Below are 22,806 nucleotides of genomic sequence, written 5' to 3'. Positions count from 1 at the left end.
TTATTGCATCAGGCCCAGTTCGGTCATGGTCTTCTCACCGGCTTCATACATTCGGTGGAGCTGCTGGTCCCATGCTTCAGCGTCAGCAATGCTTGACTCATCCAGGCCAATGCCTTGCAGGTATTCCTGATAGCGATCACTGGCCAGGCCGCTCAGCATGGCGTCCTCCAACACTTTAAGGCGGTCCTGCGGTGTGTCTTTCAGCACCACATAACCCCGCACCGTGGAGAACGATACGTCCATGCCGTTTTCGGCGAGGGTCGGGACATCGGGCAAGGCACTCATGCGCTCATCCGCCATCACGGCCAGGGGGCGAAACTCACCGGCTTCAATCTGATCTCGGGTCTCCGAGATATTCAGCCCTGCTGCATCGATGTCGCCTCTGGATAGTGCTGCGGCGAATTCGGCACCGCTGTCGAAGGGTACATAGGAAACCGTCATGTCGGCGGCATTGGCAAAGCTCATGGCAGCAATGTGATCGACACCGCCGATTTGAGTCCCACCCCATTTGATGGTGCCTTGCTGTCCCGCCTCGATCAGTTGGTCGAGTGTCTGGTAATCGCTGTCCCCTCGTACCATCACAATGATCGGGTCGTCGGTGGCGCGTGCTACTCCTTGGATGTCGTCGATACTCAGAGGTGCGTTGCCACGCATCATGGTGAACAGGTGGGTTGGCGTCACCGCCATGACGGTATAGCCATCGGCAGGTTGCTCACTCAGGTAGCTCATGGCGACGGAGCCGCCGCCACCCTTGCGGTTCTGAACGAAAACATTGCTGTCGAGCTGCTCCTGAGTGACCAGTGCCACCATCCTGGCTGTGGTGTCGGTGCCTCCTCCAGGGGAGGTGTGTACGGCTATCTCGATAGGGTCGGAGGGAAAGTCAGCGGCCAGTGCAGTGGATGCACTCAGGATGGCTGTCGTCACACAAGCCAGGGCATGGCCGCGTTTCATCAGGAGACGCATGGGAGACCTCTCTTGCTGGAATTGTAGGTAGAGGCGATATATGTAATTTGTAAACTGTTAACAGTTGACGGTATGCAAGGTAGAAGATATTGCCGGTAAATTCCTACTAGACGATAGTTGTAATAGCTGTGGTGACAGAGCGTGATGAGGAATAAAAGGGCCGGTATCTGTCAGTGGGGCGGACTCTGTCGTGAAGAAAACTTCTGTCCATCGACGGCAGAGGGCAGGACGCTACAGCGTGTGTAACGTCCAGACTGGGATATGCATTGGTCAGGTAGCTTCTATCATGCGTTGCCAGCCGGCCATGACATGATCACTCAAACGCTCTGCGGCCGCTGTTGCATCGCGCTGGCGCAGGGCTTCCATGATATGACGATGTTCGGCATTGGAGGCATGCAGGTTGCCGCGTTGCACCAGTCCGCGGCGTCGAAACAGATGCAATTGCTTGACGATATCGTCGTAGTAACGGGCGAGAGAAGCATTACCGGCTCCCGCCATCATGGTGTCGTGAAATTGCAGATTGAGGCTGTAGTAGCTATCCAGGTCATCTTCATCGGCTGCCTTTTCCATCTGCTCGACAAGGCGATCCAGTTCCTCAATCAGGGCGTCCGAAGCCTTTTCCACCAGCAATTGTCCAACCAGTGCAGTCAATGCCTGGCGAACTTCATAGAGGTCGCGTGCTTCGTCCAACTGCATCTCGCGGACATAGGCCCCCTGGTTTGCTACATTGCGCACCAATCCAGCGTGCTCGAGACTACGGCATGCTTCACGAATTGGGCCACGACTGATATTGAAACGCGTCGCGAGTGCACTTTCGTTGATCCGGTCTCCGGCACTGAGCTCCCCGGTGACAATCATTTCCTCGATGGCTTCCTTGGCAATGGAGGTCAGCGTATTGGAGCGTCGCTGACCGATGCGCTCGAGAGCACTGACAGATCCAGATTCCTTTTTCATCACAAAAACCCATATTGTTAACTGTTAACAACATAGAGCCTGAGCGATATCAAGACAAGCCAGTCGGTATGCTGGAACATGACTCCCATGGCTTTTGGGAGCAATAACGGGGCTGTATGTGGAAGGTGAAACTCCCCTCTGCAGCCCCGCTGAGTAGTGGTCTAGCCTAATGCCGGTGGCACAAGCCGGGGCAGGTGCTGTTCCAGCAGCATGGCGGCATGCAGGACGCGCATGTCCTGGTAGCGCGGGCCAACCAGGTGCAGGCCAACCGGAAGGTCTTGGTCGTCGAGTCCGCAGGGCAGTGATGCGGCGGGCTGCTGGGTGAGATTGAAGGGGTAGCTGAACGGGGTCCAGTCCATCCAGTCACGGTAGGGGCCACCCGGTGGTACGTTGTGCCCGGCGGTGAAGGGGGCCAGCGGCATGGTTGGGGTGATCAGCAGGTCATAGCGCTCGTGGAAGGCTTGCATATGAGCCACCAGGCGTTCGCGTTCACGGCGAGCTGCCAGGTATTGGGACAGCGAGATGTTCTGGCCGCGCTGGGCGATATCGAGAAATCCCGGGTCCAGTTGTTCCCTCTGATGATCATCCAGGCGTTCCAGTACTTGGGTGGCGCCCGCGAACCATAGGGTGTTGAAGGTGTCGAGGGGACTGTCGAATCCCGGATCCACCTGCTCGACGGTAGCCCCCAGTTCCTTCACCAGGGCGATGGCATCCTCAACGCGTGCGGCAATATCCGGTGCGACATCCACGTAACCCAGGGCCGGACTGTAGGCGATACGCCACCCCTTGAGGGAAGCGGGAGGCGGTGCCAGCCAGTCGACGCTGCGTGGGTTGCCCAGATAACCATCGCGCGGATCAGGTTGGGCCAGCACGCTCAACATGAGGGCACTGTCTGCTGCCGTGCGTGTCATCGGGCCGATGTGGGACAGTGTGGACATGGCACTGGCCGGCCATTGCGGTACCCAGCCAAAGGTGGGTTTGATGCCGAAAGTGCCGGTGAAGCTGCAGGGGATGCGTATCGATCCTCCTGCATCGCTACCCTGGTGCAGCAGGCCCAGGTTCAATGCCGTAGCGGCACCGGCGCCACCGGATGATCCCCCGGGGGTCAGGCGCGTATCCCACGGGTTGCGGGTGATGCCATGCAGCGGGTTGTCGGTGACCCCTTTCCAGCCGAATTCCGGGGAGGTGGTCTTGCCGAGAATGACGGCTCCCGCATTCTTGAGGTGTTGGCTGACCGGCGCATCCACCTGGCATGGGCCAGTAGTCGACATGGTCTTCGAGCCTGTGGTCTTTGAACCTGTGGTCCTGGAGCCCATGTAGGTCGGCATGTCGGCGGTCAGGGTGAGATCCTTGATGGTGGCGGGGATGCCATCGAGAGGACCGCAGGGGCGTCCTGCCTGCCAGCGGCCTTCGGAAGCCTTGGCGGCTTCCATCGCTGTTTCCGCCGCCAGGCAGGAGAAGGCATTGACGTGGGGATTGTCGCGTTCGATACGCAGGAGACAATCCCGGGTCAGTTCGACTGGCGATAGCTCGCCGCGCTGAAACAGGTCCAGCGCTTCGCAGGCGGTGAGATCCTTCAACCCAGTGGAGAAAGCATCAGTGGTGACAGAAGTCGGCATGCTTATTTCTCTCCTCCGTCGACAAGCCCAGCTTGTTCCAATCCGGCTTGTTTCAACCCTGCTTGCTCCAACATCGCATGGAGCAGCACGTTGCAGCCTGCATGAAGATCTGTGGCAGCCGCATTCTCTATTTCATTGTGGCTGATGCCGTTCTCACACGGTACGAAGATCATGCCAGCAGGTGCAATACGTCCCATGAAAATGGCGTCATGGCCGGCACCACTAACGATATCGAGATGCGAGACACCCAGTCGCTCGGCGCCATGGCGCACTGCGGTGACACAGCTTTCGGCAAAATGCTCAGGGGCAAAGTCCGCCGCTGGTGTGAGCTCTGCGGTCAATCCATGGCGCTGGCAGCTGTCATTCACGGCCTGCTGCAGTTCTTCTGCCATCTGGGCCAGCGTCTCGGCGTCGAAATGGCGCATGTCGATGGTCATCTTCACCTGCCCGGGGATGACGTTACGGGATCCTGGATGCAACTGCAGAACACCCACGGTGCCGCGACCGTGTGGGGGATGACGCATGGCAATGGCATTGATGGCCTGGGTGATCTCTGCGGCACCGAGCAGCGCGTCCTTGCGCAATGACATCGGGGTTGGGCCGGCATGGGCTTCCTGGCCGGTCAGGGTCAGGTCGAACCATTTCTGGCCCAGGGCACCAATGACAACGCCAATCGTGGTCTCACGGTCTTCAAGAATGGGCCCTTGTTCGATATGGCATTCGAAATAGGCCTTGATACCTTCGCGCTCGACCTGGTCGCTGCCACGATAGCCGATGGCCTCCAGTGCATCGGCCACGGATACGCCCTCGGCATCGGTCTGGTGCAGCATTTCATGCTCGGACAACTGGCCGGTGAACACGCCGGAACCCATCATGCAGGGAGCAATTCGGCAGCCTTCCTCGTTGGTCCAGGCAACCACTTCGATAGGAGAGCGAGTGTGGATATCGTGACGGTTCAGTGTACGGATGACCTCAAGCCCCGCCATGACGCCATAGCAGCCATCGAACTTGCCGCCAGTGGGCTGTGTGTCGAGATGGCTGCCAGTCATGACCACGGCGGCGTCCGGGTCGGTGCCGGGGCGGCGGGCAAAGATGTTGCCGATGCTGTCCACCCGAATGCTGCATCCTTCGGCGCGACACCACTCGATGAACAGGTCGCGTGCCTGGCGGTCAAGATCGGTCAGTGCCTGGCGGTTGACCCCACCTTTTGGCGTGGCACCAAGGCGCGCCATCTCCATCAGCGACTGCCAGAGACGTTCGCTGTCCGTGGCAATATCCAGCGCAAGAGAGGGGTGTGCAGAAGAAGAGCTTGAAGAGGAGAGTTCAGTGGTCATCGTAGGTCCTCGCGGGTAGTCATTGATGTTGTAAGCCAGCGATAGGGGGCGTATACCAGCGGCGCTGACGGTAGTGGCGATGCTTGAATTCCTGCCGCCGTCTCACCGCCGTCATGACGGTCGTTATGGTTCCTGTGATTGCTTCAGTGTCATCGCTTCAGGGTCATTGCTGCTGTTGCTGGAACATCTGCAGCAGCGGTGAGTGCTCTGAACCCTGGGCCAAGGTTTCCGGCACGATCAGCATCTGTTTGGCCATCTCCGCCTCGAGCGCGGACATGTGTCCTTCGGCGTCACGCATGTGCTCTTCCATCAGCGTTCGTACCCGCTCGACATCCTCGGCGCGATAAGCGTCCACCAATTCGCGGTGATAGCGATGGTTGGCCTTGTCGAACTGCTTGCGTTCCGGCACATAGGCCTTCTTCACCACCACCAGGTCGCGCAGCATGTCGTTGAGGAAACGGCACATGAAGGCCAGCAAGGGGTTGGGACAGGCTCGCGCCAGACAGTTATGAAACTCAAGCTCCAGGAAGCGCTGTCGACGATGGTCTTCTGCGTCGGATGGTGCGCACTCGCAGTCGCTCATGTTGGCTTCCAGCGTGGCAAAGTCTTTCTCTGTGAGAAGGCCGACGACAGAAACCGCCATCTCGACTTCGAGCAGGCGGCGCAGCTGATACACCTGATATCCATCGAGTGAGCGAAAGTGGAGGAAATTGCGCAGCATGCGGCTGGCCGGTTCCATGCTTGGAGTGTGCAGGATGGCGCCGCCGCCAGGGCCAGTCTTCAAGGTGATCAGCCCTTCGACCTCAAGAATCTTGAGGGCCTCGCGGACAGTGCCCTTGGCACAGCCGTACAGCTCCATCAGTGCACGCTCGTTGGGCAGACGATCTCCTTCCACCATGCCTTCAGTGGCGATCCAGCGCTTGATGTCATCGCTGATCAATTCAGCGAGTTTCTGGCGGCGCTGGGGGGAGGGTGCCTGGGCCATGTTCCGTTCCTTGAGTGGGTTTGAGATAGCTTGAGTGGGCTTGAAAGAGGTTGAGAAAGAGGCCCCGTTCGGCGGGACCCCGAAGATTGCATCATGCTGGCATCAACGTGCCTGAGCGGTTTGAGGTGGAGCGATCTGCTCGTCATCGCACTGTTCGGGATGATACTCCGCTACATAGTCCTGACGAGCCTTGGAAAAGCGTTCCACCACATCGCTGTCGCGACGTTCCAGCACCAGGCTCAGGACCACAAACAGGCCAGAGTTGACGATCAGCCCCCAGATGCCGGCGTGCAGGCCCAGCGGATTGCTGACGCTGGCACCATAGGTCAGCCACAGCACGCAGGCGATACCACCGATCAGCCCCCAGAAGGCGGCCATGGGATGCGCGCGCCGCCAGGTGATGGCGCCGATGGTAGGCACGATGAGCTGCGCAGTACCTGCCAGGGCGGCAATACCGATGGTGACCAGCAGCCCAGGCACCGTAAGTGCCATGATGTAGGCCGCCAGCGAGAAACCGACCAGTGACAGGCGGCCGATGAAGACGATACGCGACTGACTGGCATGCCGGTTCACGTAGCGCTGGTAGATATCCATCGTCACCACGGTGGAGACCGCATGAATCTGGGAGTTGGCCGTGGACATGGCGGCCGCGGCACCGGCAGCCATGATCAGCGAAGCCAGCAGATACGGCGCGTAGTTCATCAACATGACCGGAAGCACCTGGTCGGGGTTTTCGAGTCCAGGTTCAAGCAGCACGCCGGAGTAGCCTGTCAGCACAGAACCCACGTAGGCGAAGGCGGCCAGGCCAAGCAGGAAAGGCATCAGGTTGAACAGTCGACCGCTCTTGACCGAATACATGCGTAGCCAGATCTGTGGCCCCATGAAGGCGCCAATGGCCACGATCATGAACAGCGAGAACCACATGCTGTAGCCCATGTTGCCGTTCGGCCCGGGCATGGTCAGGTGAGCAGGGTATGACGATGCGAGCTGGGCAAACAGTGCCGTTGGGCCTCCCACCTGACTGGAGATGTAGTAACCCGCATACATCATGCCGAAGAACAGCAGTGCACCGTAGATGACATCGGTCCAGGCAATGGCACGAATGCCTCCGACCCAGACATAGACGATGATGATGAAATAGAACAGCAGGGCAGCCAGCCAGAAGGGAATGACACCGCCTGAAGCCACTTCGATCAGGTAGGCGCCGCCGGTCAACTGGATCTGCAGATAGGGAACGGTGAATACCAAGGTGATGACGGCGACCAGGATGCGCAGCGCTTCACTATTGTAGAAGTCGCCCATCAGGTCGGATGGGGTCAGGTAGTTGAAACGCTTGCCCAGGAACCACACGCGCTTGCCGATCCAGTAGTACATGAACCCGAACAGCAGGTTCCAGGCCAATGCCGTCAGGTATACCGGGCCACTGGTATAGAAGGTGGCATTGGAGCCGAGGAAGGCAAAGGCACTCCACCAGGTCGCGGCGACAGTGAAGAATACAGCAACGCTGCCCATGGCCCTGCCCTGGACGAAGAAATCTTCACTGGTGTCTTGAGATTGCCGGGCGGATACCAGCCCGACGATCAGCGGGATGATCATGAAGGCGGCAATGATCAGAATGCTTCCAGTCATGGTGAGTCTCCTCAATCATCACGCTTTGGGCCAGATGCGGTCATCTCACCTCTGGTCGTACTGCCCCAGTTGGTGAGGTAGGCGACCAGGAACAGAACGGTGAGAAAGGCCCACCAGCCGAGGTTCCAGACGAAGAGGAACGGGACACCCATGACCATGGGTTCCACCTGATTGGCGACCATGACGAGCGGGCTTTCCAGCATGATGAAACCCAGCAGCATGCCGCCATAGATGGCGAGTTTTCGGGTCGTGAAGGTCTTGCGCATTGTTGTCTTCCCCCTGTTGTTTTGATTTGAGGAATGCTTTGATTTGACGAACGTTTTGGTTCGGGAAGCGTTTGGTTTGAGAAGCGCTGTCTGACTTGAGAAGCGCCTTTATCCAACGCCTTGCCGTGGGGTGGGTTGTATCCCGATCACGGAGGTGAGCGGGGGATCTGGCTGGCAATGCTCGATTTGTTGTATTTATACGAATAAATATACCAATAGAAGCCAGGCGGAAGACTGTCAAGGAAGAGATGTCAGGAAGAGGGAAGTGGAGGCGATGGAAAATGCTTCGAGGATGTTGTGTCGCTATATTTATGTTTTAACTGTCTTTTCATTCACTTCGCGGAACAGGGCTTTGATAAAGAGAGCTTTGATGAAGCGAACCTTGATGAACAGAGCTTTGGTGAACAGAGCCTTGTAGCATCTCCAGCAGCGTTCGAGCCGCCGAGGAAAGAGGAGATCGGCGCCGGGTGATGATGCCGAGCCGGCGGGGAATAAGGGGTTCCACCAAGGGACGATGATCGAGCCCTTCCAGGGAGATCTGCCGGAAACTCAGCGAGGGCAGCACGCTGATGCCGAGCCCTGCGGCAACCATGCGACCGACGGTAGCGATCTGGCTGACATCACACAGAATATCCAGGCTGCCGCCGATTTCCGCCATGACCTGGTCAATCTGCTGGCGAGAGCTAGATTGCCGATGAATGCCGATAAAGGGATAGTCCGACAGTCTTCTCCATGGCACTTGTTCCAGTGCCAGCAAGGGATGTCCCAACGGGCACACCACCACATTGTGGTCATCGAGAATCGGCGTGAATTCCAGGTCTTCGGCATGGTTCGGTGCTACGGAAAGGCCAAAGTCTGCACGCTCCTCGCGCACCATCGCCGTGACCTGGTCTGCCAGTACGTCATGCAGGCTCAGGTTGATGCGCGGGTAATGGTGATGAAAGTCGGCAATGACACCTGGCACCAGCCCCGAGGCCAGGGTAGGCAGGGCGGCGATGGTGACCTTGCCTCGTTGCTTGCTGAACAGGGCGCCAAGGTCGTCGAAGGCATCCTGCCAGTCCTGCAGCAGGCGCATGGCGGTAGGCAGGAAGTCGCGGCCTTCCGGTGTCAGGTTGAGCTGACGAGCATCGCGGCTGAACAGTTTGCCGCCCACCTGTTCTTCGAGGTTCTTCAGCGCAATGGAGATGGCTGGCTGCGATAGATGCAGTCGTTCGCTGGCCTGTGCCAGGCTGCTCGCCTGAGCCACTGCGACAAATGCCTGTAATTGCTTGATGCTCGGATTCATAAATTTATTAAAACGTTTTTTAAAAACTATTCAATAGTCAAAACATCGACAGGCCGCCATGCTGAGGTCATTTGAAGCTCACCGTCGCCCCGTATAACCATAAAGCAGCTTCAACATAACGCTTCTTCCACAACACGAACGTTCCACAACAACAAGCCCTATCAGGAAGGCGCTGAATGCATGCTTCGAGCGCAGCCATTGATTCAGTGTTTCCCACGGGCAGGAGTACGCCATGCATTCTCGAGTCCTCGCCTTCGCCGCTGGCATTGCACTGTGCGGTGCGCTTGCAACAGCCAATGCAGATGACAAAGTGCCCTCAGGTAAAGACCAGCGCCTGCTGATCGGTTCAACCTCAAGTTCGTCGAGCCACTACGGTTACTTCGTTGCCGTCAACCAATTGATCAATGAGTACGTGGAGGGTGTCAGCGCCTCAGTGGCAGAGACAGGCGCCGCCGTGGACAACCTGCGTCGGATGAGCCGTAATCAGATCGACATGGGCCTGGTCACGACCAACACCGGCTATCAGGCCTGGGCGGGAAAGGGCGATTACGCCTCGCGCCCTGTGGATACTCGTCTGCTCTGGGTCTATACCGTGGCGCCCCAGAATGTGGTGGTGCGTCAGGATGCTGGTGTGTCCTCGCTCGCCGAGCTTGATGATGTACGCCTCAACCCCGGTATTACCGGCTCTTCCACCGAAGCGACCACTGAAGCGGTATTCGACGTGCTGGGTATCACCCCGGATTACGTGCGTGGCTCGACCTCTGATGTGGTGGACTCGATCAAGGATGGTCGCATTGCCGGTTATGTGAAGTCTGGTGTCGGCAAGCGCCTGGACGGTTCGACCATGGACATCGCCACCTTCACGGACGTCAACGTGCTGTCGCTGGATGAGCAGCAGGCGGCCACCTTGCGCAGCGAAATGCCCGACCTGGCCGTGGTCGATATTCCCGCGGGCGCTGCCGAGGGCATTCCTGCCTACACCACCTGGGCGTTTGGCGTCGCCGTTCATGCAACGCCTTCCATGGATGAAGACACGGCCTATCGCATCGTCAAGGCCGTGATGGAGCACCCTCAGCCACAGATCAATGCCTTTGCCGCGCTGGAAGGCGAGGACATGGCCGAGATGACCCTGTCCGTGGGCAGCGTCCCCTTGCACCCCGGTGCTGCGCGCTACTTCGAAGAGCAGGGCTATGAGATTCCTGAAGCCCTGAAGCCGACTGAAGAATAAAGCCCTGAAGCCGACTGAAGAATAAGGCCCTGAAGCCGACTGAAGAATAAGGCCCTGAAGCCGGTGGATGAATAAGGCTGACCTCCTGCGAGGATGATCATGTTGAACGTACTTTCCCGGTGTCTGGCCTTGTTGCTGGGCGCCATGATTCTCTACACCTCGGCATTTGGCTCTTTCGAGAGCCTGGTCCAGCGCAGCCTATTCCTGAGCCTGGTGATCCTGCTGGGGTTGACGCTCTATCCGTTAGGCCAAGGAAAGTCGTGGCGTCCGTTAGGTGCTGCCATGGATATCGTGCTGGCCATCAGCGTGGTGCTGGCTTGTGGGTATGTGATGACTCACCATCAGCAGATACTCACGGAGCTGCCCTGGGCCACGACGCGTGATCTGTGGTTATGCGGTGTGCTGGTGGTAACGATTCTGGAACTGTCACGCCGTGCCATTGGCGTGATCTTTCCTCTGCTGGTCGTCACTGGCTTGGCCTATGCCTGGCTGGGCAGCTGGATTCCAGGGCCTCTGGGACACCGTGGATTCGATGTGTACTACATCACCGAGACCCTGTATCTCGGTGACCTGGGCATCTGGGGCATGCTGGTCGGTGTCGCCGCGACCACCATTGCCGCCTTCGTGATGTTCGGCGGTATGTTGTTGCACACCGGTGGCGGCAATACCTTCATGGACCTGGCCTTGCGCATTAGTGGGCGCTCACCAGGGGGGGCTGCCAAAGTGGCCACCGTTGCTTCGGGCCTGTTCGGCATGGTGAGTGGCAGTGCCGTTGCCAATGTGGCGACCACAGGTAACTTCACCATTCCGATGATGAAGCGCCTGGGTTATCCCGCGCCTTTTGCTGCGGGGGTGGAAGCCGTAGCCTCGACTGGCGGGCAAGTGGCACCGCCGATTCTCGGTGCAGCGGCCTTCATCATGGCCGAAATGCTGGGCGAGAGTTACGTGCGTATTGCCCTGGCTGCGCTGATGCCAGCCGTCCTGTTCTATCTTGGCGTGTTCCTTACCATTCATCTGGTGGCACGCCGCCGTGGGCTTCAAGTCGTGCCGGTGGAGGAACTGCCACCCTGGCACGAGATCATCAAGGCCTCACGGCTGGTACCGATCATGGCAGCGCTGGGCGGCCTGTTTGCTGGCGTACTCAGCGGCAAGTCGATTCAGACGGCAGCGTTCTATGGCATTGCACTGACGGCGATCTGCTATCTGGTCTTTGGCATGCGTGCAGGAACACCACTTCGCCAGCTGATAGGTGCGCTGCTGGACGGTGTTCAGGATGCTGGCCGTGGCATGGTGATCATCGGGGTGTTACTGGCCGGAGCTCAGGTTCTGGTCGCGATGATCGGCATGACCGGAATAGGCGTCACCCTGACCAGCATGATCGTCGGCGTGGGGCAATCGATGCTGATGGTGGCGTTCATCGTCGCTGCCGTGTGTCTGATTCTGGGCATGGGCATTCCCACCACGGCTGCTTATGTGCTGGTGGCTTCGGTGCTGGCACCGGCACTGACCGGAATTGGCGTGGAGCCCTTGATCGCTCACCTGTTCGTGTTCTATTTCGCGACCTTGTCGGTGATCACGCCGCCGGTCTGCGTGGCGGTATTCGTCGCTTCTGGCATTGCCGCGACCACTTGGTTGCGGGCAGCCCTGGAGGCGGTGAGGCTCGCTGCTGCCATCTATGTGATTCCTTTCCTGTTGTTGATCTATCCGGCGCTGGCGGGTGACGGCAGCGGCGTGGATATGCTGCTGGCGATGTGCCAGGGGACGGTCTTTGTCACGGCCTTCTCGGCATTGATGGCTCGTTCGCACTTCTCGGGACGCAGCTGGCTGGATGTCCTGGTGCTATTGGCGATCATCGTGCTGGCGGTGACACCTGGATGGTGGACAACACTGAGCGCAGTTGTTGCGACTGTCATGATGTTCCTTTGGCGGCGACGTCTGCTGGCGCGATCGGCGGTGGATACGAAACCCCATTCAAACGTTTCAGGTTGCCAAGCAGTTTCAGAACATGACGCTAAGGAGACATCCTCATGAGTTTCCTGCTCGGAAGTGGCGCGGGTTTTTCTGGTGATCGTACCGATGCGGCGGTCGCAGTGGTGGATGAATTGATCCTGCGGGGAGAGCCTTGTGCACTGGTGTTCGAGACGCTGGGAGAGCGTACCTTGGCCGCAGCGCAGCGGCGCATGCGTGAAGATCCGGAAGGTGGCTATGAGCCTCTGATCGAAGAACTGCTCGAGCCCGTGCTGGAAAAGTGCGTGTCGCATGGCATCCGTATCCTGGGCAATTTCGGGGCGGCGGATCCTGCTGGTGCGTGTCGGCGAGTCGATGCGCTGGCGAAGCGGCAGGGTTTGATGTCGGTGAAGCTGGCCGAGGTATTTGGCGATGATATTCGCGAGCGCATCGGACAGCTCGATCTGGAACCCTGGGAAGCGGAGCTGGGGCAACTGCCGGAAGATGGGGCGCTGGTGTCGGCCAATGTCTATCTCGGTGCGGCGCCGCTGGTCGAGGCGCTGCGGTTGGGGGCCGATGTGGTGGTAGCGGGGAGAGTGGCTGACCCGGCCTTGTTTCTGGCGCCTTTGGTGGCGCATTTCGGCTGGGCCTGGGATGACTGGGATCGCCTGGCGGCTGGCATGATGGCAGGGCATCTCGCTGAATGCGGCTCTCAGGTGAGCGGCGGCTACTTTGCCGATCCTGGATACAAGGACGTGCCCGGCATGGCGCGGCTTGGCTATCCGATCATTGAAGTCGAGGGCGATGGCCGCCTGGTGGTGACCAAGCCTGCTGGTAGCGGTGGCCGGGTCGACGAACGCACGGTCAAGGAGCAGCTGCTGTATGAGGTGCATGATCCTTCCCATTATCTGACGCCGGATGTGGTGGTGGATCTCAGCGAGGCCGAAGTGCGTTGCATTGGCAGGGATCGTGTCGAGGTAACGGGAATCCGGGGTAAACCTGCTCCGGCCAGGCTCAAGACCACGGTCTGTTATGACGCGGGTTGGCAAGGTGAGGCGGAAATTTCCTATGCGGGGCCCAATGCTCTGGCTCGTGCACGGCTGGCGGCAGATACCCTGCGCGAGCGTCTGAGCTTTCGGGCTCCTGGCGACCTGCGTTCACGCTTCGACATCATCGGTCATGTCAGTGTGTTCAATGACGATGACGGAAAGCTGGCGCTGGCGAGAGAGCAGAGCCTGGATGGGGACTACCGTCTCAGGCTGGCGGTGGAACATGCCGAACGGCGTTGGGTAGAGCGGGCCACGCAAGAGCTGATGGCGCTCTATTGTGCAGGCCCGGCAGGCGGAGGTGGGGTCAGGCGCTACTTTCAGCGCCGTCTGTTGAGCGCATCGTGGCTGGTCCGGCGTGAAGATGTGATGGCCGGCGCCAGATGCCATGACAGTGCATGCGGCAGGAAACATGTAGGTGATATGGAGGAAAGTGAGACATGACCAGCATGACCGCAACCACCGGGCCTCGCCGCCTGCACGATATCGCCCATGCCCGGGCGGGCGACAAGGGGGATCGTCTCAACCTTGCCGTGTTTGCCTACGATGAGCGGGATTACGCGAGGCTCGTCACTATCGTCAACGAATCGCGTGTACTGGAAATGTTCGCTCATCGGGGGGCGACGCAAGTCAGGCGTTACCTGTTGCCGAAGCTCTCTGGCATGAACCTGGTCATCGACAATGTGCTGCAAGGTGGCGTCAATGGTGCGCTCAATCTGGATGGTCACGGCAAGACACTATCCTTCCTGTTGTTATCCATGCCGCTGGTTGTTGATGACACAGCATGAGGCTTGAGTCGCTTCCTTGCGACTCAAGCCTTATCCGCTGTTCACGACATCATATTGCTGTCATGCCGGTCACTCGTCTTCACCCTGTGTAGCGACAAGCTCGGCGGCCTGCTGTTGCAGGGCATGTTCCTGCTCCGGAGCAAGTTCCAGGCCGAAAAGCTCACGCAGTACTTGGGGCAATGCCTTGATCGTGACCTGCTGAGAGGTAGGGGGTTGCCCCGGGGACAAGGTCTTCAGTTCCAGATTGGAGAGGGAGTAACGGACCGCCTCGCCATTGTGCTGGACGATGATACCGCGGACGAAGGGAGACTCCGGGTGATGGGAAACATGAAAGTTGTGATTCTCGGCATCGGCGCGAACGTACAGCTCATCGCCGAACTGGTAGACATTGAACCAGCCATCGTGGCGGCGGTGGCGAAGTAGCCAGAGGCCCAGCGGGGAGCGCTCCATGCGATATTCCCAGTGACCATGGCGTACCTCGATACCCTCTTCCAGCGGTACCGGCTCGCGGGGGCCGATATTACCGACGCCGACATCGACCAGCCAATCCCGTCCTTCAGCGCTGACGACAAGCATGGTGTGGGCGATGGCGGTGGCCGTGCTGGCTTCTTCCCCCATCAGCATGCGCGCTCCCCGGGTGACGACCTGGAAGCCCAACTGGTTCAGCAGTGTACCGAACAGAAGGTTCTGTTCGTGGCAGTAGCCACCGCGCCGATGGTGTACCAGCTTGTTCTGCAGGTGTGCCAGGTTCAGGCGAATCTCTCCACCCGTGATGATATCCAGGTTCTCGAAAGGGATGGACGAGAGGTGGGCTTGTTGCAGCGCGCGCAGGGTTTCCACGCTGGGTATCAGGGACCCCCGGTAGCCGATGCGTTGCAGGTAGGCATCAAGATCGAGCGGGCCGGTATTCCATTGGACCGATTCATGCAATGGGAGTGGAGAGGTGGGGGCTTGCATGTCTGAACTCCTGGCTGTGTTGGCAAGTTGAGGTGATCGACTTGCAGCACAGCCTAATACCTCAAGTTAACTTCAGGTAAAGACTGGCACGGTTTATCGGTCTCATAGCCATTGCCAATGCACGCTCTTTGAAATACACGTTCTTTGAAATGCATGTTCTTGGAAATTACCGCGCTTGGAAATCATGGTCCTTGGAAATATAGCGTCATGGAGTGAAGATGCTGGGTCAGCTATCCATTCAGGAGTCCATGCGATGAGCGATCAGATCATTCTCACCACTTCCTCCCACCTTGAGGGCTACCGCGTTACCGAGCACCTGGACATTGTTTCGGCCGAATGTGTGTTCGGTATGAATGTCTTCAAGGACATGTTCGCCGGTATTCGCGACATCTTTGGCGGACGCAACAAGTCATCCCAGAATGCGCTACGCGATGCGCGAACCTCTTGCCTGGAAGAACTGCGCAAGGAAGCCAGGGAGAAAGGTGCCAATGCCGTGATTGGTGTAGACCTGGACTACAGCGAGATCTCCGGCGGCGGCAAGTCGATGCTGTTTCTGGTGGCCACGGGTACCGCAGTGAAGGTCGAGAAGGTCTGAGTTCTAACTCTGGCCCATGTACAGCCTGTCCTGAGCGCCTTGCCTGAGGCGCTCTGTTGTCATTTTATAAAAAACAGACTGGACGGTTTGTTTTTTGATGGCTATGTTCATGTTGATGCCTCAGAGCAATCTCATCAGAGCAGCTCAAGAACAATAATTGGCCCGATAGAAGGAGGGCTCATGAGCATGACATGGCAGCAGCAGAAGAGCCTGGCAACGCGCGAGAAGATCCTGCGTGCCGCCTTGACCTGCCTGGAGCGTGATGGCTTTCATCACCTCAGCCTGATTCGCGTGGCCAACGAAGCCAAGGTGTCCAAAGGCGCCTTGACCCACCACTTTTCCAGCAGGGATGAGCTGATCACCCAAGCCATGGAAGTGTTGCTTGACGAGTTCGTCGAGAAGCTGAGAGATGCGGTCGATGATGTTCACTCGGGCAAGCTGAGCCTTGAAGACTGCCTGGATGTGATCTGGCAGCTCATGAGCGATCAGCTTTATATGGTCACACTGGAAATCGCGCTCAAGTCTCGTCATGAAGCAGAGTTCAAGTCAGCGCTGACTCCCTTGGTAAGTCGCTTCCATCGTCGCTTGAACGACACCTGGCAGCAGCTGTTTCCAGAACTGCCTTCACAGCGTGCGCAGTCCTTGATGAACCTGACCATGAATCTGATGCGGGGCATGGGCACGCAAAGTGTCTTCCGCGAGGATGCCGCCTACTTCAACGGGCTTCTCGATACCTGGAAAACCATTCTCCGTCAGCAACTGAAATCCACCGACGCATAACCCCGAAAATTGGCCAATGCCACATAACAACAATCCCCAAGGGAGGTATTCACGATGTATGCATTCGTGCTCTCGCTGTATCTGGTGCTGATGGTCTGCGCTGGAATCTATTATGCAAAACGCAAGGTACGTGACGACACGGACTTTCTGGTCGCAGGCCGATCACTTTCGTTCTTTGTGTTGACGGGAACCCTGCTGGCCACCTTTGTTGGCTCGGGGTCGGTCATCGGCGGTGCCAGTTTCGTGTTCCAGAACGGACCAGGAGCTGCGGTGTTCTTCTTTGCCGGAACACCTATCGGGGCAATGGTGATGTACCTGTTCCTGGCCAAGCGCATTCGTGAATCCGAAGCGATGACGATCCCTGAGCTGATCGAGCGTCGCTATGGCCGACATGCGCGCACAGTGGGGTCGATCATCATCCTGTTGGCCTATGTCGGCATCGTGTCCTATCAGTTCATCGGTGCGGGATATGCATTGCATCTGGCCTTTGATATCCCCTCCTGGCAGGGCACGCTGATTTCCGCTGTCATCATCACCATACTGGCCACCATTGGTGGTCTGGTCTCGGTGGCCTATACCGACTTCATCAGTGCGCTGATCATCTTTGTCAGCATGTTGATCGGTGTACCGATCATCCTGAGTCAGCTCGGGGGACTGTCTGGCATGTACGCCGCTTTGCCGGTGGAGCAGCAGAGCTGGACCGGTGGCCTCAGCCTGTGGCAGGCGATCGGCTTCTTCCTGCCGTTGTTTCTGCTGCTGCTGGGGGACCAGAACCTGTTCCAGCGTTTTGCCGCTGCCACGGATGGGGGAACGGCCAAGCGTTCGGCACTGGGCTTCTGCATCACCGGCATGGTCAGCATCGTCCTGATCGTGGTGCTGGTATGCAGCACCCGTGTGATGTTCCCTGACATCAACCCGGATACCGCCATGCTGGTGATGGCAGAGCAGGGCTTGCCTGGCATCGTGGGTGCTTTCCTGCTGTCGTCGGTACTCGCCTTGATCCTGACGACCGGGAATTCCTATCTGCTGTCGGCATCGGCCAATCTGACCCAGGACATTGCCAGCGGTCTGTTCAAGATCTCGATTCCTGAGCACAAGCGGCTTGGGTTCAACCGTATCAGCGTCGCTGGGCTTGGCGTTGCGGCCTATGTCCTGGGTTCCTTCTTTCCCAGTGTGCTGGCCATTCAGATGTATTCCTACGGCATGTATGGAGCGGCCATTACTCCGGCCTTGCTGGCGGCGTTGCTGTGGAAGCGTGCCACGTCCTGGGGTGGGCTGGCCGGTATGCTGACAGGCTGCATCGTGACCCTGGTGTGGGAAATCGGGCTGGGCAAGCCGTTGGGCTGGAACAGTGTGCTGGTGGCAATGCCATTGGCCACGCTGATGCTGGTGATTGTCAGCCTGTTGACCCAGTCAGCCAATGAACGTGCTCAGGCATTGAAGCAATAAGCTCAGGCATTGAAGCAATAAGCTCAGATATTGAAGCAACAAGTTCAGACATTGGAACAATAAGGAGTCTGTCATGCTGATCATCAACAACTGTCGTGTTTTCGATGGTGTCAACGATGTCGTCAAGGATGACCAGAGTGTCATTGTCGAGGATGGCCTGATCCGCGATGTCGTCGCAGGGCGGGAAAGCTCGACGGTTGCCGAGGTCATCGATGCACGGGGTGCGACGCTGACGCCAGGACTTATCGATGCCCATGTGCATGTGCTGGCCGCTCATGCCAGCCTGCGCCAGGTCGATCTGATGGCACCTTCCTATGTGGCGCAGTTCGCGCACCAGTCGTTGCGCGACATGTTGCGCCGTGGTTTCACCAGCGTGCGTGATGCCGCGGGAGCTGACTATGGACTTGCCCAGGCGGTCGAGGAAGGGTTGATCGATGGGCCGCGGCTGTTCTACTGCGGCAAGGCGTTGAGCCAGACAGGTGGTCATGGTGACTGGACGCCTTTTGAAGGGGGCTGTCTGTGCGGGTGTGGTGCATCAACCAGTATCTCGCGCATTGCCGACGGGGTGGAGAATGTCCAGCATGCCGCCCGTGATGAGCTGCGCAAGGGCGCTCACCACATCAAGATCATGGCCGGTGGCGGAGTAGCCTCGCCTTCTGATCCAATTGATGTATTGCAGTACACCGAAGAGGAAATCCGCGCGATTGTCTGGGAGGCCAATGCCTGGGGCAAGTATTGCCTGGCGCATGCCTATATCCCGGAGGCGATTTCACGCTGCCTCGAGTACGGCGTACGTTCCATCGAGCATGCCAACCTCATCGACCGGGCAAGCTGCGAACTGGCCAAGCGCAAGGAAGCCTTCATCGTGCCGACGGTCAGTACCTACGAAGCGCTGGCCAGGCATGGCGAGGAAATGGGCTTGCCCGCGGTGAGCTGTGCCAAGGTGGAGAATGTTCGCCAGCAAGGGCTCGATGCGCTTGAACTGCTGCGTGAGACCGGCGTTCAGGTGGGGCTGGGCAGCGACCTGCTGGGGGGAATGCAGCGCTACCAGATGCGTGAGTTCGCCTTGCGCGGAGAAGCGTTCACGCCTGTCGAAGTACTCAAGCAGGCGACCTCCATCAACGCACGACTGCTGGAGCGAGAGGGGGAGCTTGGCGTGGTGCAAGCCGGGGCCATGGCGGATCTGGCGTTGTGGGATGGCTGTCCCGACGAGGACCTGGGTGTGCTGGAGTACCCCGACAAGACCCTGAAGGCAGTGATCAAGGGCGGCCGCCGCGTGGTGCTGTAACTGCCACCGTAATACGATGCGGCATCGAGGTAATGCCGCAGTACTGAAGTTGGCTTGTCTGTGCCACAGATGGCACAACGCCTGGTGGTTCGTGCTAGTGGGGGCATGGTCTGGAAACAGGAAGCCTTTTGTTCCGGATATTGTCGCCATTAGCGGACACTGGGGGACACAAGTTGCTACCGACTAATACCTTCATCGTAACAATCAATCTGGTATGGTTGGTGGCTGGGCCAGATACAGGTATTCCATACGCTGCTTCGCATAGGATGCTGCAACAGTATGGTGCAGAGTTGATTCTCTTGTCTTTACCTGGGAGCCCAAAGTGCTGCGGTTATTTCATGAATCCAGGATTATGAGTGTTGCCACATGATTTCACATCACCACAAGGCCATTTTTGTCCATATCCCAAAATGCGGTGGACAATCAGTCGAAATGACATTTATGGAGGACTTGGGCCTTGATTGGGACAACAGAGCACCGCTGCTGTTGAGGGAGAGAGTGGAAGGGGAAAAGGCTCCGCCCCGACTGGCACACCTGACAGCCGATGAATATACGGAAAACTGCTATATCACACCGGAGATGTTCTCTGATTACTACAAGTTCACTGTAGTACGTGATCCCTATGCCCGGTTGATTTCTACATACAACTACCTTGGTGTGAAGGAAGAAGTAAATGCCTTCATTTCACGGCTTGATAGCGTCTTTGAAGAGAAGAAAGGACGTTACTGGTTCATGAAACCCCAGGCTGACTTTCTTGTGTCAAAAGATGGCAAGCTGGCGGTTGATGAGGTGATAAAGCTGGAAGAGCTTTCCGAGAAATGGGCTGCCATTGCCGACAAGCTGAGGTTGAAAAATACCACCTTGCCACATGTGAACAAGAGCATGGTGAAAAAGGCATCCGTCTCGGACATTACTCCAGAATCAAGAGAGATCGTCTCTCGCCTGTTCGCCAAGGATTTTGCCCTATTAGGCTATGAAAAATAATTGGGTTACGAAAAATAATCGGGTTATGAAACATCATTGACCTGATTTTCCGCACGCAGCCTATCGTCATGCCCCCGGTTCTGAACATGATCTCAGTTCCGGGGGCATGCTTGTTTCTGGTTGGCGCAACAGGCAATGGTATGCACCTGATGAAGGCATAAGCTGGCGTCAGCTAGTGGCACTGTCAGCTTGTCGTGCTGTCAGCTTGTAGCGCTATCAGCCTGTGGCGCCGGCAGGTAGACGGCGCTGTCGTCGGACTCGCTGGATCATACGGTAACGCGAGCGAACTTCGTCGCGTTCCAGATAGCAGCCTTGCAGCCAGCGATGACCACTGTCGCCTTCGAAAGCGTCCCGAGCGTGGAGCAGGCGACGGTTGTCAAAGATGACCAGGTCACCGGGCTGGTAGCTGAAGCGAATGGCGAAGCTGGGGTCGCGTAGCAGACGTTGCAGGGCCATCAGGGCCTCATAGGCGGGTTCCACCTCCTCGAACGGGGTCTGCAATGGACCACGCAGGAAATCGGCAATGCGGACTTCAAGAAGCTCTCCGCAGGCATCCAGGCGAATCATCGGCGCGTGCCAGACGTAATCCGTGCTGCGAGAAGTGTTGGCGAAACGCCAGCGCGCACGAGTCAGGGTGGTATATGCCTCGGGGTGGTACTGGCGTAGCGCCTCGGCCACGGCGAAACCATCCAGCATCACGGCCTCGCCGCCCGCCACACTGTTTTCCAGGCAATGCAGGCATTGCAGACCAGGTTGATACTCACGGGTCGGCAGATCCACATGGGGGGGCAGGGCAATCGCGGTATAGGCATTGGAGTCCGGGTCAGGCTTGGCCCTGACGTCGAACAATTCACCGAAGTTGGTGGGCCGCAACGGGCCAATCCTGCGGGCGATGGTCTGCAGGGAACCCGGCTCGGTGGGCAGGTTGTGCAGGCGTACCAACCCCTTGCCAAGCAGGCTTTCCAGCGCCGGTGCCAGGATGGCTTCCTCGGCTTCAGTGCCGGGTGAAGTGTCGAGCAGGCCGCTGGCATCCAGGCTATCCGGGGCGCTGCCTGGACCTCCCCGCCAGGTGGTCACAGGAACCAGTGGTGCTTCATCTTCACAGGCATTGTCGCCATAGGCATTGTCGTAATCGTGAGCGCGCAGCCAGCCCGGATGAAAGCGCAGGCGGCGGTCTTCGGGCACGAAATCGACACACAATGCTCCGCTGTTATCGATTTCTGCATGGGCGATCTCCGGCCAGGCAGGCAGGGTGGAAAGATCCAGAATGCGCTCACGGGTCGCCGGGTTCACCGTAGTGTCGTCAGCCGCATTCTCGCGCAGCCAGATGCTGTGGTAACGGCTGACGACACCGTCGCTCCAGTGAATAGTGACCAGGCGAGGCGTGCTTTCCACACGGTTGATGCGGGACTCGACCGGCCAGGCATCGTAATCCGGTGTCAGGGGAAGGGCGGTAGTCATGGAACCTCCTGGCGGCTGGCTAGTGTTGGGTGAGGCCAGCATGCCAGCGGATGGAGGAACGAAAACCACATGATTCGACGATGACTGTGCAGAATTCGACAGTTGCCAGACACATTTTCGATGCAGCGTTTTTTGACGAATGCCTAGTATTTCTGGCTAGCGCCTAGCGTCGCCGGTAATGCTGGCGCAACTGCCTGGGCGTCAACTGATAGCGTTGCCGGAAGGCTCGGGTGAAGCTCGAGGCGGAAGCAAAGCCACTGGCCAGGGCAATGTCCATGACGTTGTGGTGGGTCTCGAGCAGCAATTGATGAGCATGACTGAGTCGACGTTCGCGATAGACATGCAGGGGAGACAGCCCCAGGTAACGCTCGAAGAGTCGCTCAAGACCACGCCAGGACATATCCAGCTCATCGGCCAGTGCCTGGATGCTCAGTGGTGTTTCCAGATGCATGTCCATCAAGGCGATGGCGCGGTCAAGCATGGGATCGGTGCAGGCTGAAACCGGTGTGTATCGCTGGCGGCTGGCGGGTAGGCGCCCTTGATCGTGAATAAGCTGTTCTCGTACCAGGCTGGCCAGCCGGGTGCCATGCCGACGGGCGATCAGATCCAGGCTCATGTCGATGGCGGAGCTGCCGCCCGCGCAGGAGAAGCCCTCTGCCGAGACCTCATAAAGGGATTCGACCGCTTCTATATCCGGAAAGCGCTCGCGAAATTCTGGCAGGCTTTCCCAGTGCAGGGTGACGGTCTGCTCATTCAATAGACCCGCGGCGGCGAGCACGAAACAACCAGTATCCATCCCACCCAGTATGCAGCCAGCGTTGGCTCGTGCGTTCAGCCACTCCACCAATTCCGCATCGATGGCATTTTCCGGTGAAAAGCTTGCACATACGGCCAGGCTTGGGGTCATCGGGGCATCATGCAGTGACCAGGTGGCGGTCAATGTCATGTCGTTGGAAGCCGTGACCGGAGCACCGTCCTTGCTGATGACTTCCCACCGGAACAACGTCTGACCGCTGATGCGGTTGGCGATGCGCAGCGGCTCGATGGCCGAGAAGAAGGCCACCATGGCAAAGCGCGGCAGTAGCAGAAAGCCGATGGATTCAGGCGCAGGAACATGGGGCTGTAAGCGCATGGCAGAGGCAACCGGCGGTGGGTGAAGGAGCTGGATGAAGGAGCGGAAAGGTCATGGCAAGCGCTTGATCAGCCTGCTTGCCCATAACCCCAGATCATCAATCTTCGGACGAAAAA

20 protein-coding genes are annotated in these 22,806 nt (G+C 58.2%); 9 read left to right on the top strand and 11 right to left on the bottom strand.

The window, feature by feature from the left end; translation table 11 throughout:
• The 8 genes from Q1K07_RS18815 to Q1K07_RS18780 form a co-directional block, all read right to left on the bottom strand.
• Positions 1-963 (bottom strand): tripartite tricarboxylate transporter substrate binding protein, encoded by a 963-nt coding sequence (locus Q1K07_RS18815; protein ID WP_300314653.1) that lies wholly within the window; start codon positions 961-963, stop codon positions 1-3.
• 270 nt (positions 964-1,233) lie between these two features.
• Positions 1,234-1,917: a GntR family transcriptional regulator gene (locus Q1K07_RS18810; RefSeq protein WP_300314649.1), complete on the bottom strand. Its 684-nt coding sequence runs from the start codon at positions 1,915-1,917 to the stop codon at positions 1,234-1,236.
• A 161-nt stretch (positions 1,918-2,078) separates the two neighbouring features.
• The gene (locus tag Q1K07_RS18805; RefSeq protein ID WP_300314646.1) at positions 2,079-3,536 is read right to left on the bottom strand and encodes an amidase; all 1,458 of its coding nucleotides are present in this window, start codon (positions 3,534-3,536) and stop codon (positions 2,079-2,081) included.
• A gap of 2 nt (positions 3,537-3,538) precedes the next feature.
• Positions 3,539-4,870 (bottom strand): Zn-dependent hydrolase, encoded by a 1,332-nt coding sequence (locus Q1K07_RS18800; protein WP_300314643.1) that lies wholly within the window; start codon positions 4,868-4,870, stop codon positions 3,539-3,541.
• A gap of 163 nt (positions 4,871-5,033) precedes the next feature.
• A complete protein-coding gene (locus Q1K07_RS18795; RefSeq protein WP_300314640.1) occupies positions 5,034-5,855 on the bottom strand; it encodes an FCD domain-containing protein in 822 nt (273 codons plus the stop codon).
• A gap of 102 nt (positions 5,856-5,957) precedes the next feature.
• Positions 5,958-7,484, bottom strand: coding sequence for a sodium:solute symporter family protein (locus Q1K07_RS18790; RefSeq protein WP_300314637.1), 1,527 nt, complete (start codon positions 7,482-7,484; stop codon positions 5,958-5,960).
• A gap of 11 nt (positions 7,485-7,495) precedes the next feature.
• Positions 7,496-7,750 carry a hypothetical protein gene (locus Q1K07_RS18785; protein WP_300314634.1) on the bottom strand — a complete coding sequence of 85 codons (255 nt, stop codon included), beginning with the start codon at positions 7,748-7,750 and terminating at the stop codon, positions 7,496-7,498.
• A 328-nt stretch (positions 7,751-8,078) separates the two neighbouring features.
• Positions 8,079-9,035: a LysR family transcriptional regulator gene (locus Q1K07_RS18780; RefSeq protein ID WP_300314631.1), complete on the bottom strand. Its 957-nt coding sequence runs from the start codon at positions 9,033-9,035 to the stop codon at positions 8,079-8,081.
• 232 nt (positions 9,036-9,267) lie between these two features.
• Between Q1K07_RS18780 and Q1K07_RS18775 the strand changes: the two genes are divergently transcribed.
• The 4 genes from Q1K07_RS18775 to Q1K07_RS18760 all read left to right on the top strand — a co-directional run bounded on the left by Q1K07_RS18775 (position 9,268) and on the right by Q1K07_RS18760 (position 14,044).
• The gene (locus tag Q1K07_RS18775; RefSeq protein ID WP_300314628.1) at positions 9,268-10,263 is read left to right on the top strand and encodes a TAXI family TRAP transporter solute-binding subunit; all 996 of its coding nucleotides are present in this window, start codon (positions 9,268-9,270) and stop codon (positions 10,261-10,263) included.
• A gap of 99 nt (positions 10,264-10,362) precedes the next feature.
• Positions 10,363-12,294: a TRAP transporter fused permease subunit gene (locus tag Q1K07_RS18770; protein WP_300314625.1), complete on the top strand. Its 1,932-nt coding sequence runs from the start codon at positions 10,363-10,365 to the stop codon at positions 12,292-12,294.
• Positions 12,291-13,700 carry an acyclic terpene utilization AtuA family protein gene (locus Q1K07_RS18765; RefSeq protein ID WP_300314622.1) on the top strand — a complete coding sequence of 470 codons (1,410 nt, stop codon included), beginning with the start codon at positions 12,291-12,293 and terminating at the stop codon, positions 13,698-13,700. Before Q1K07_RS18770 ends, Q1K07_RS18765 begins: the two co-directional genes overlap by 4 nt.
• Complete coding sequence (locus tag Q1K07_RS18760; RefSeq protein ID WP_300314620.1) at positions 13,697-14,044, top strand: hypothetical protein; 348 nt, start codon at positions 13,697-13,699, stop codon at positions 14,042-14,044. The genes Q1K07_RS18765 and Q1K07_RS18760 overlap by 4 nt, the downstream gene beginning before the upstream one ends.
• Before the next feature lie 69 nt (positions 14,045-14,113).
• Here the strand turns inward: Q1K07_RS18760 and Q1K07_RS18755 are convergent, their stop codons facing one another.
• A complete protein-coding gene (locus Q1K07_RS18755) occupies positions 14,114-15,001 on the bottom strand; it encodes an arylamine N-acetyltransferase (RefSeq protein WP_300314618.1) in 888 nt (295 codons plus the stop codon).
• A 253-nt stretch (positions 15,002-15,254) separates the two neighbouring features.
• On the opposite strand from Q1K07_RS18755, the gene Q1K07_RS18750 reads away from it, so the two are divergent.
• From Q1K07_RS18750 to Q1K07_RS18730, 5 genes are all read left to right on the top strand, one after another.
• Entirely contained in the window at positions 15,255-15,596 is a 342-nt protein-coding gene (locus Q1K07_RS18750) for a YbjQ family protein (protein WP_149285729.1), read from the top strand.
• Between the two features lie 180 nt (positions 15,597-15,776).
• Positions 15,777-16,376 (top strand): TetR/AcrR family transcriptional regulator, encoded by a 600-nt coding sequence (locus Q1K07_RS18745; RefSeq protein WP_300314614.1) that lies wholly within the window; start codon positions 15,777-15,779, stop codon positions 16,374-16,376.
• A 54-nt stretch (positions 16,377-16,430) separates the two neighbouring features.
• Positions 16,431-17,825: a sodium:solute symporter gene (locus tag Q1K07_RS18740; RefSeq protein ID WP_300314611.1), complete on the top strand. Its 1,395-nt coding sequence runs from the start codon at positions 16,431-16,433 to the stop codon at positions 17,823-17,825.
• Positions 17,826-17,898: 73 nt separating this feature from the next.
• Complete coding sequence (locus tag Q1K07_RS18735; protein WP_300314608.1) at positions 17,899-19,113, top strand: amidohydrolase family protein; 1,215 nt, start codon at positions 17,899-17,901, stop codon at positions 19,111-19,113.
• A gap of 366 nt (positions 19,114-19,479) precedes the next feature.
• Positions 19,480-20,097 carry a sulfotransferase family 2 domain-containing protein gene (locus Q1K07_RS18730; protein WP_300314605.1) on the top strand — a complete coding sequence of 206 codons (618 nt, stop codon included), beginning with the start codon at positions 19,480-19,482 and terminating at the stop codon, positions 20,095-20,097.
• A 216-nt stretch (positions 20,098-20,313) separates the two neighbouring features.
• Here Q1K07_RS18730 and Q1K07_RS18725 read toward each other — a convergent pair whose 3' ends face one another.
• Together Q1K07_RS18725 and Q1K07_RS18720 are read right to left on the bottom strand one after the other, a co-directional pair.
• Positions 20,314-21,558: a TauD/TfdA family dioxygenase gene (locus Q1K07_RS18725; RefSeq protein ID WP_300314603.1), complete on the bottom strand. Its 1,245-nt coding sequence runs from the start codon at positions 21,556-21,558 to the stop codon at positions 20,314-20,316.
• A 163-nt stretch (positions 21,559-21,721) separates the two neighbouring features.
• Positions 21,722-22,690, bottom strand: coding sequence for a GlxA family transcriptional regulator (locus Q1K07_RS18720; RefSeq protein ID WP_300314602.1), 969 nt, complete (start codon positions 22,688-22,690; stop codon positions 21,722-21,724).
• Positions 22,691-22,806 lie beyond the last annotated feature (116 nt).

This window comes from Halomonas sp., from assembly GCF_029263665.1.
GTDB lineage: Bacteria > Pseudomonadota > Gammaproteobacteria > Pseudomonadales > Halomonadaceae > Halomonas.
This window is presented reverse-complemented; position numbering and strand designations above follow the sequence as displayed.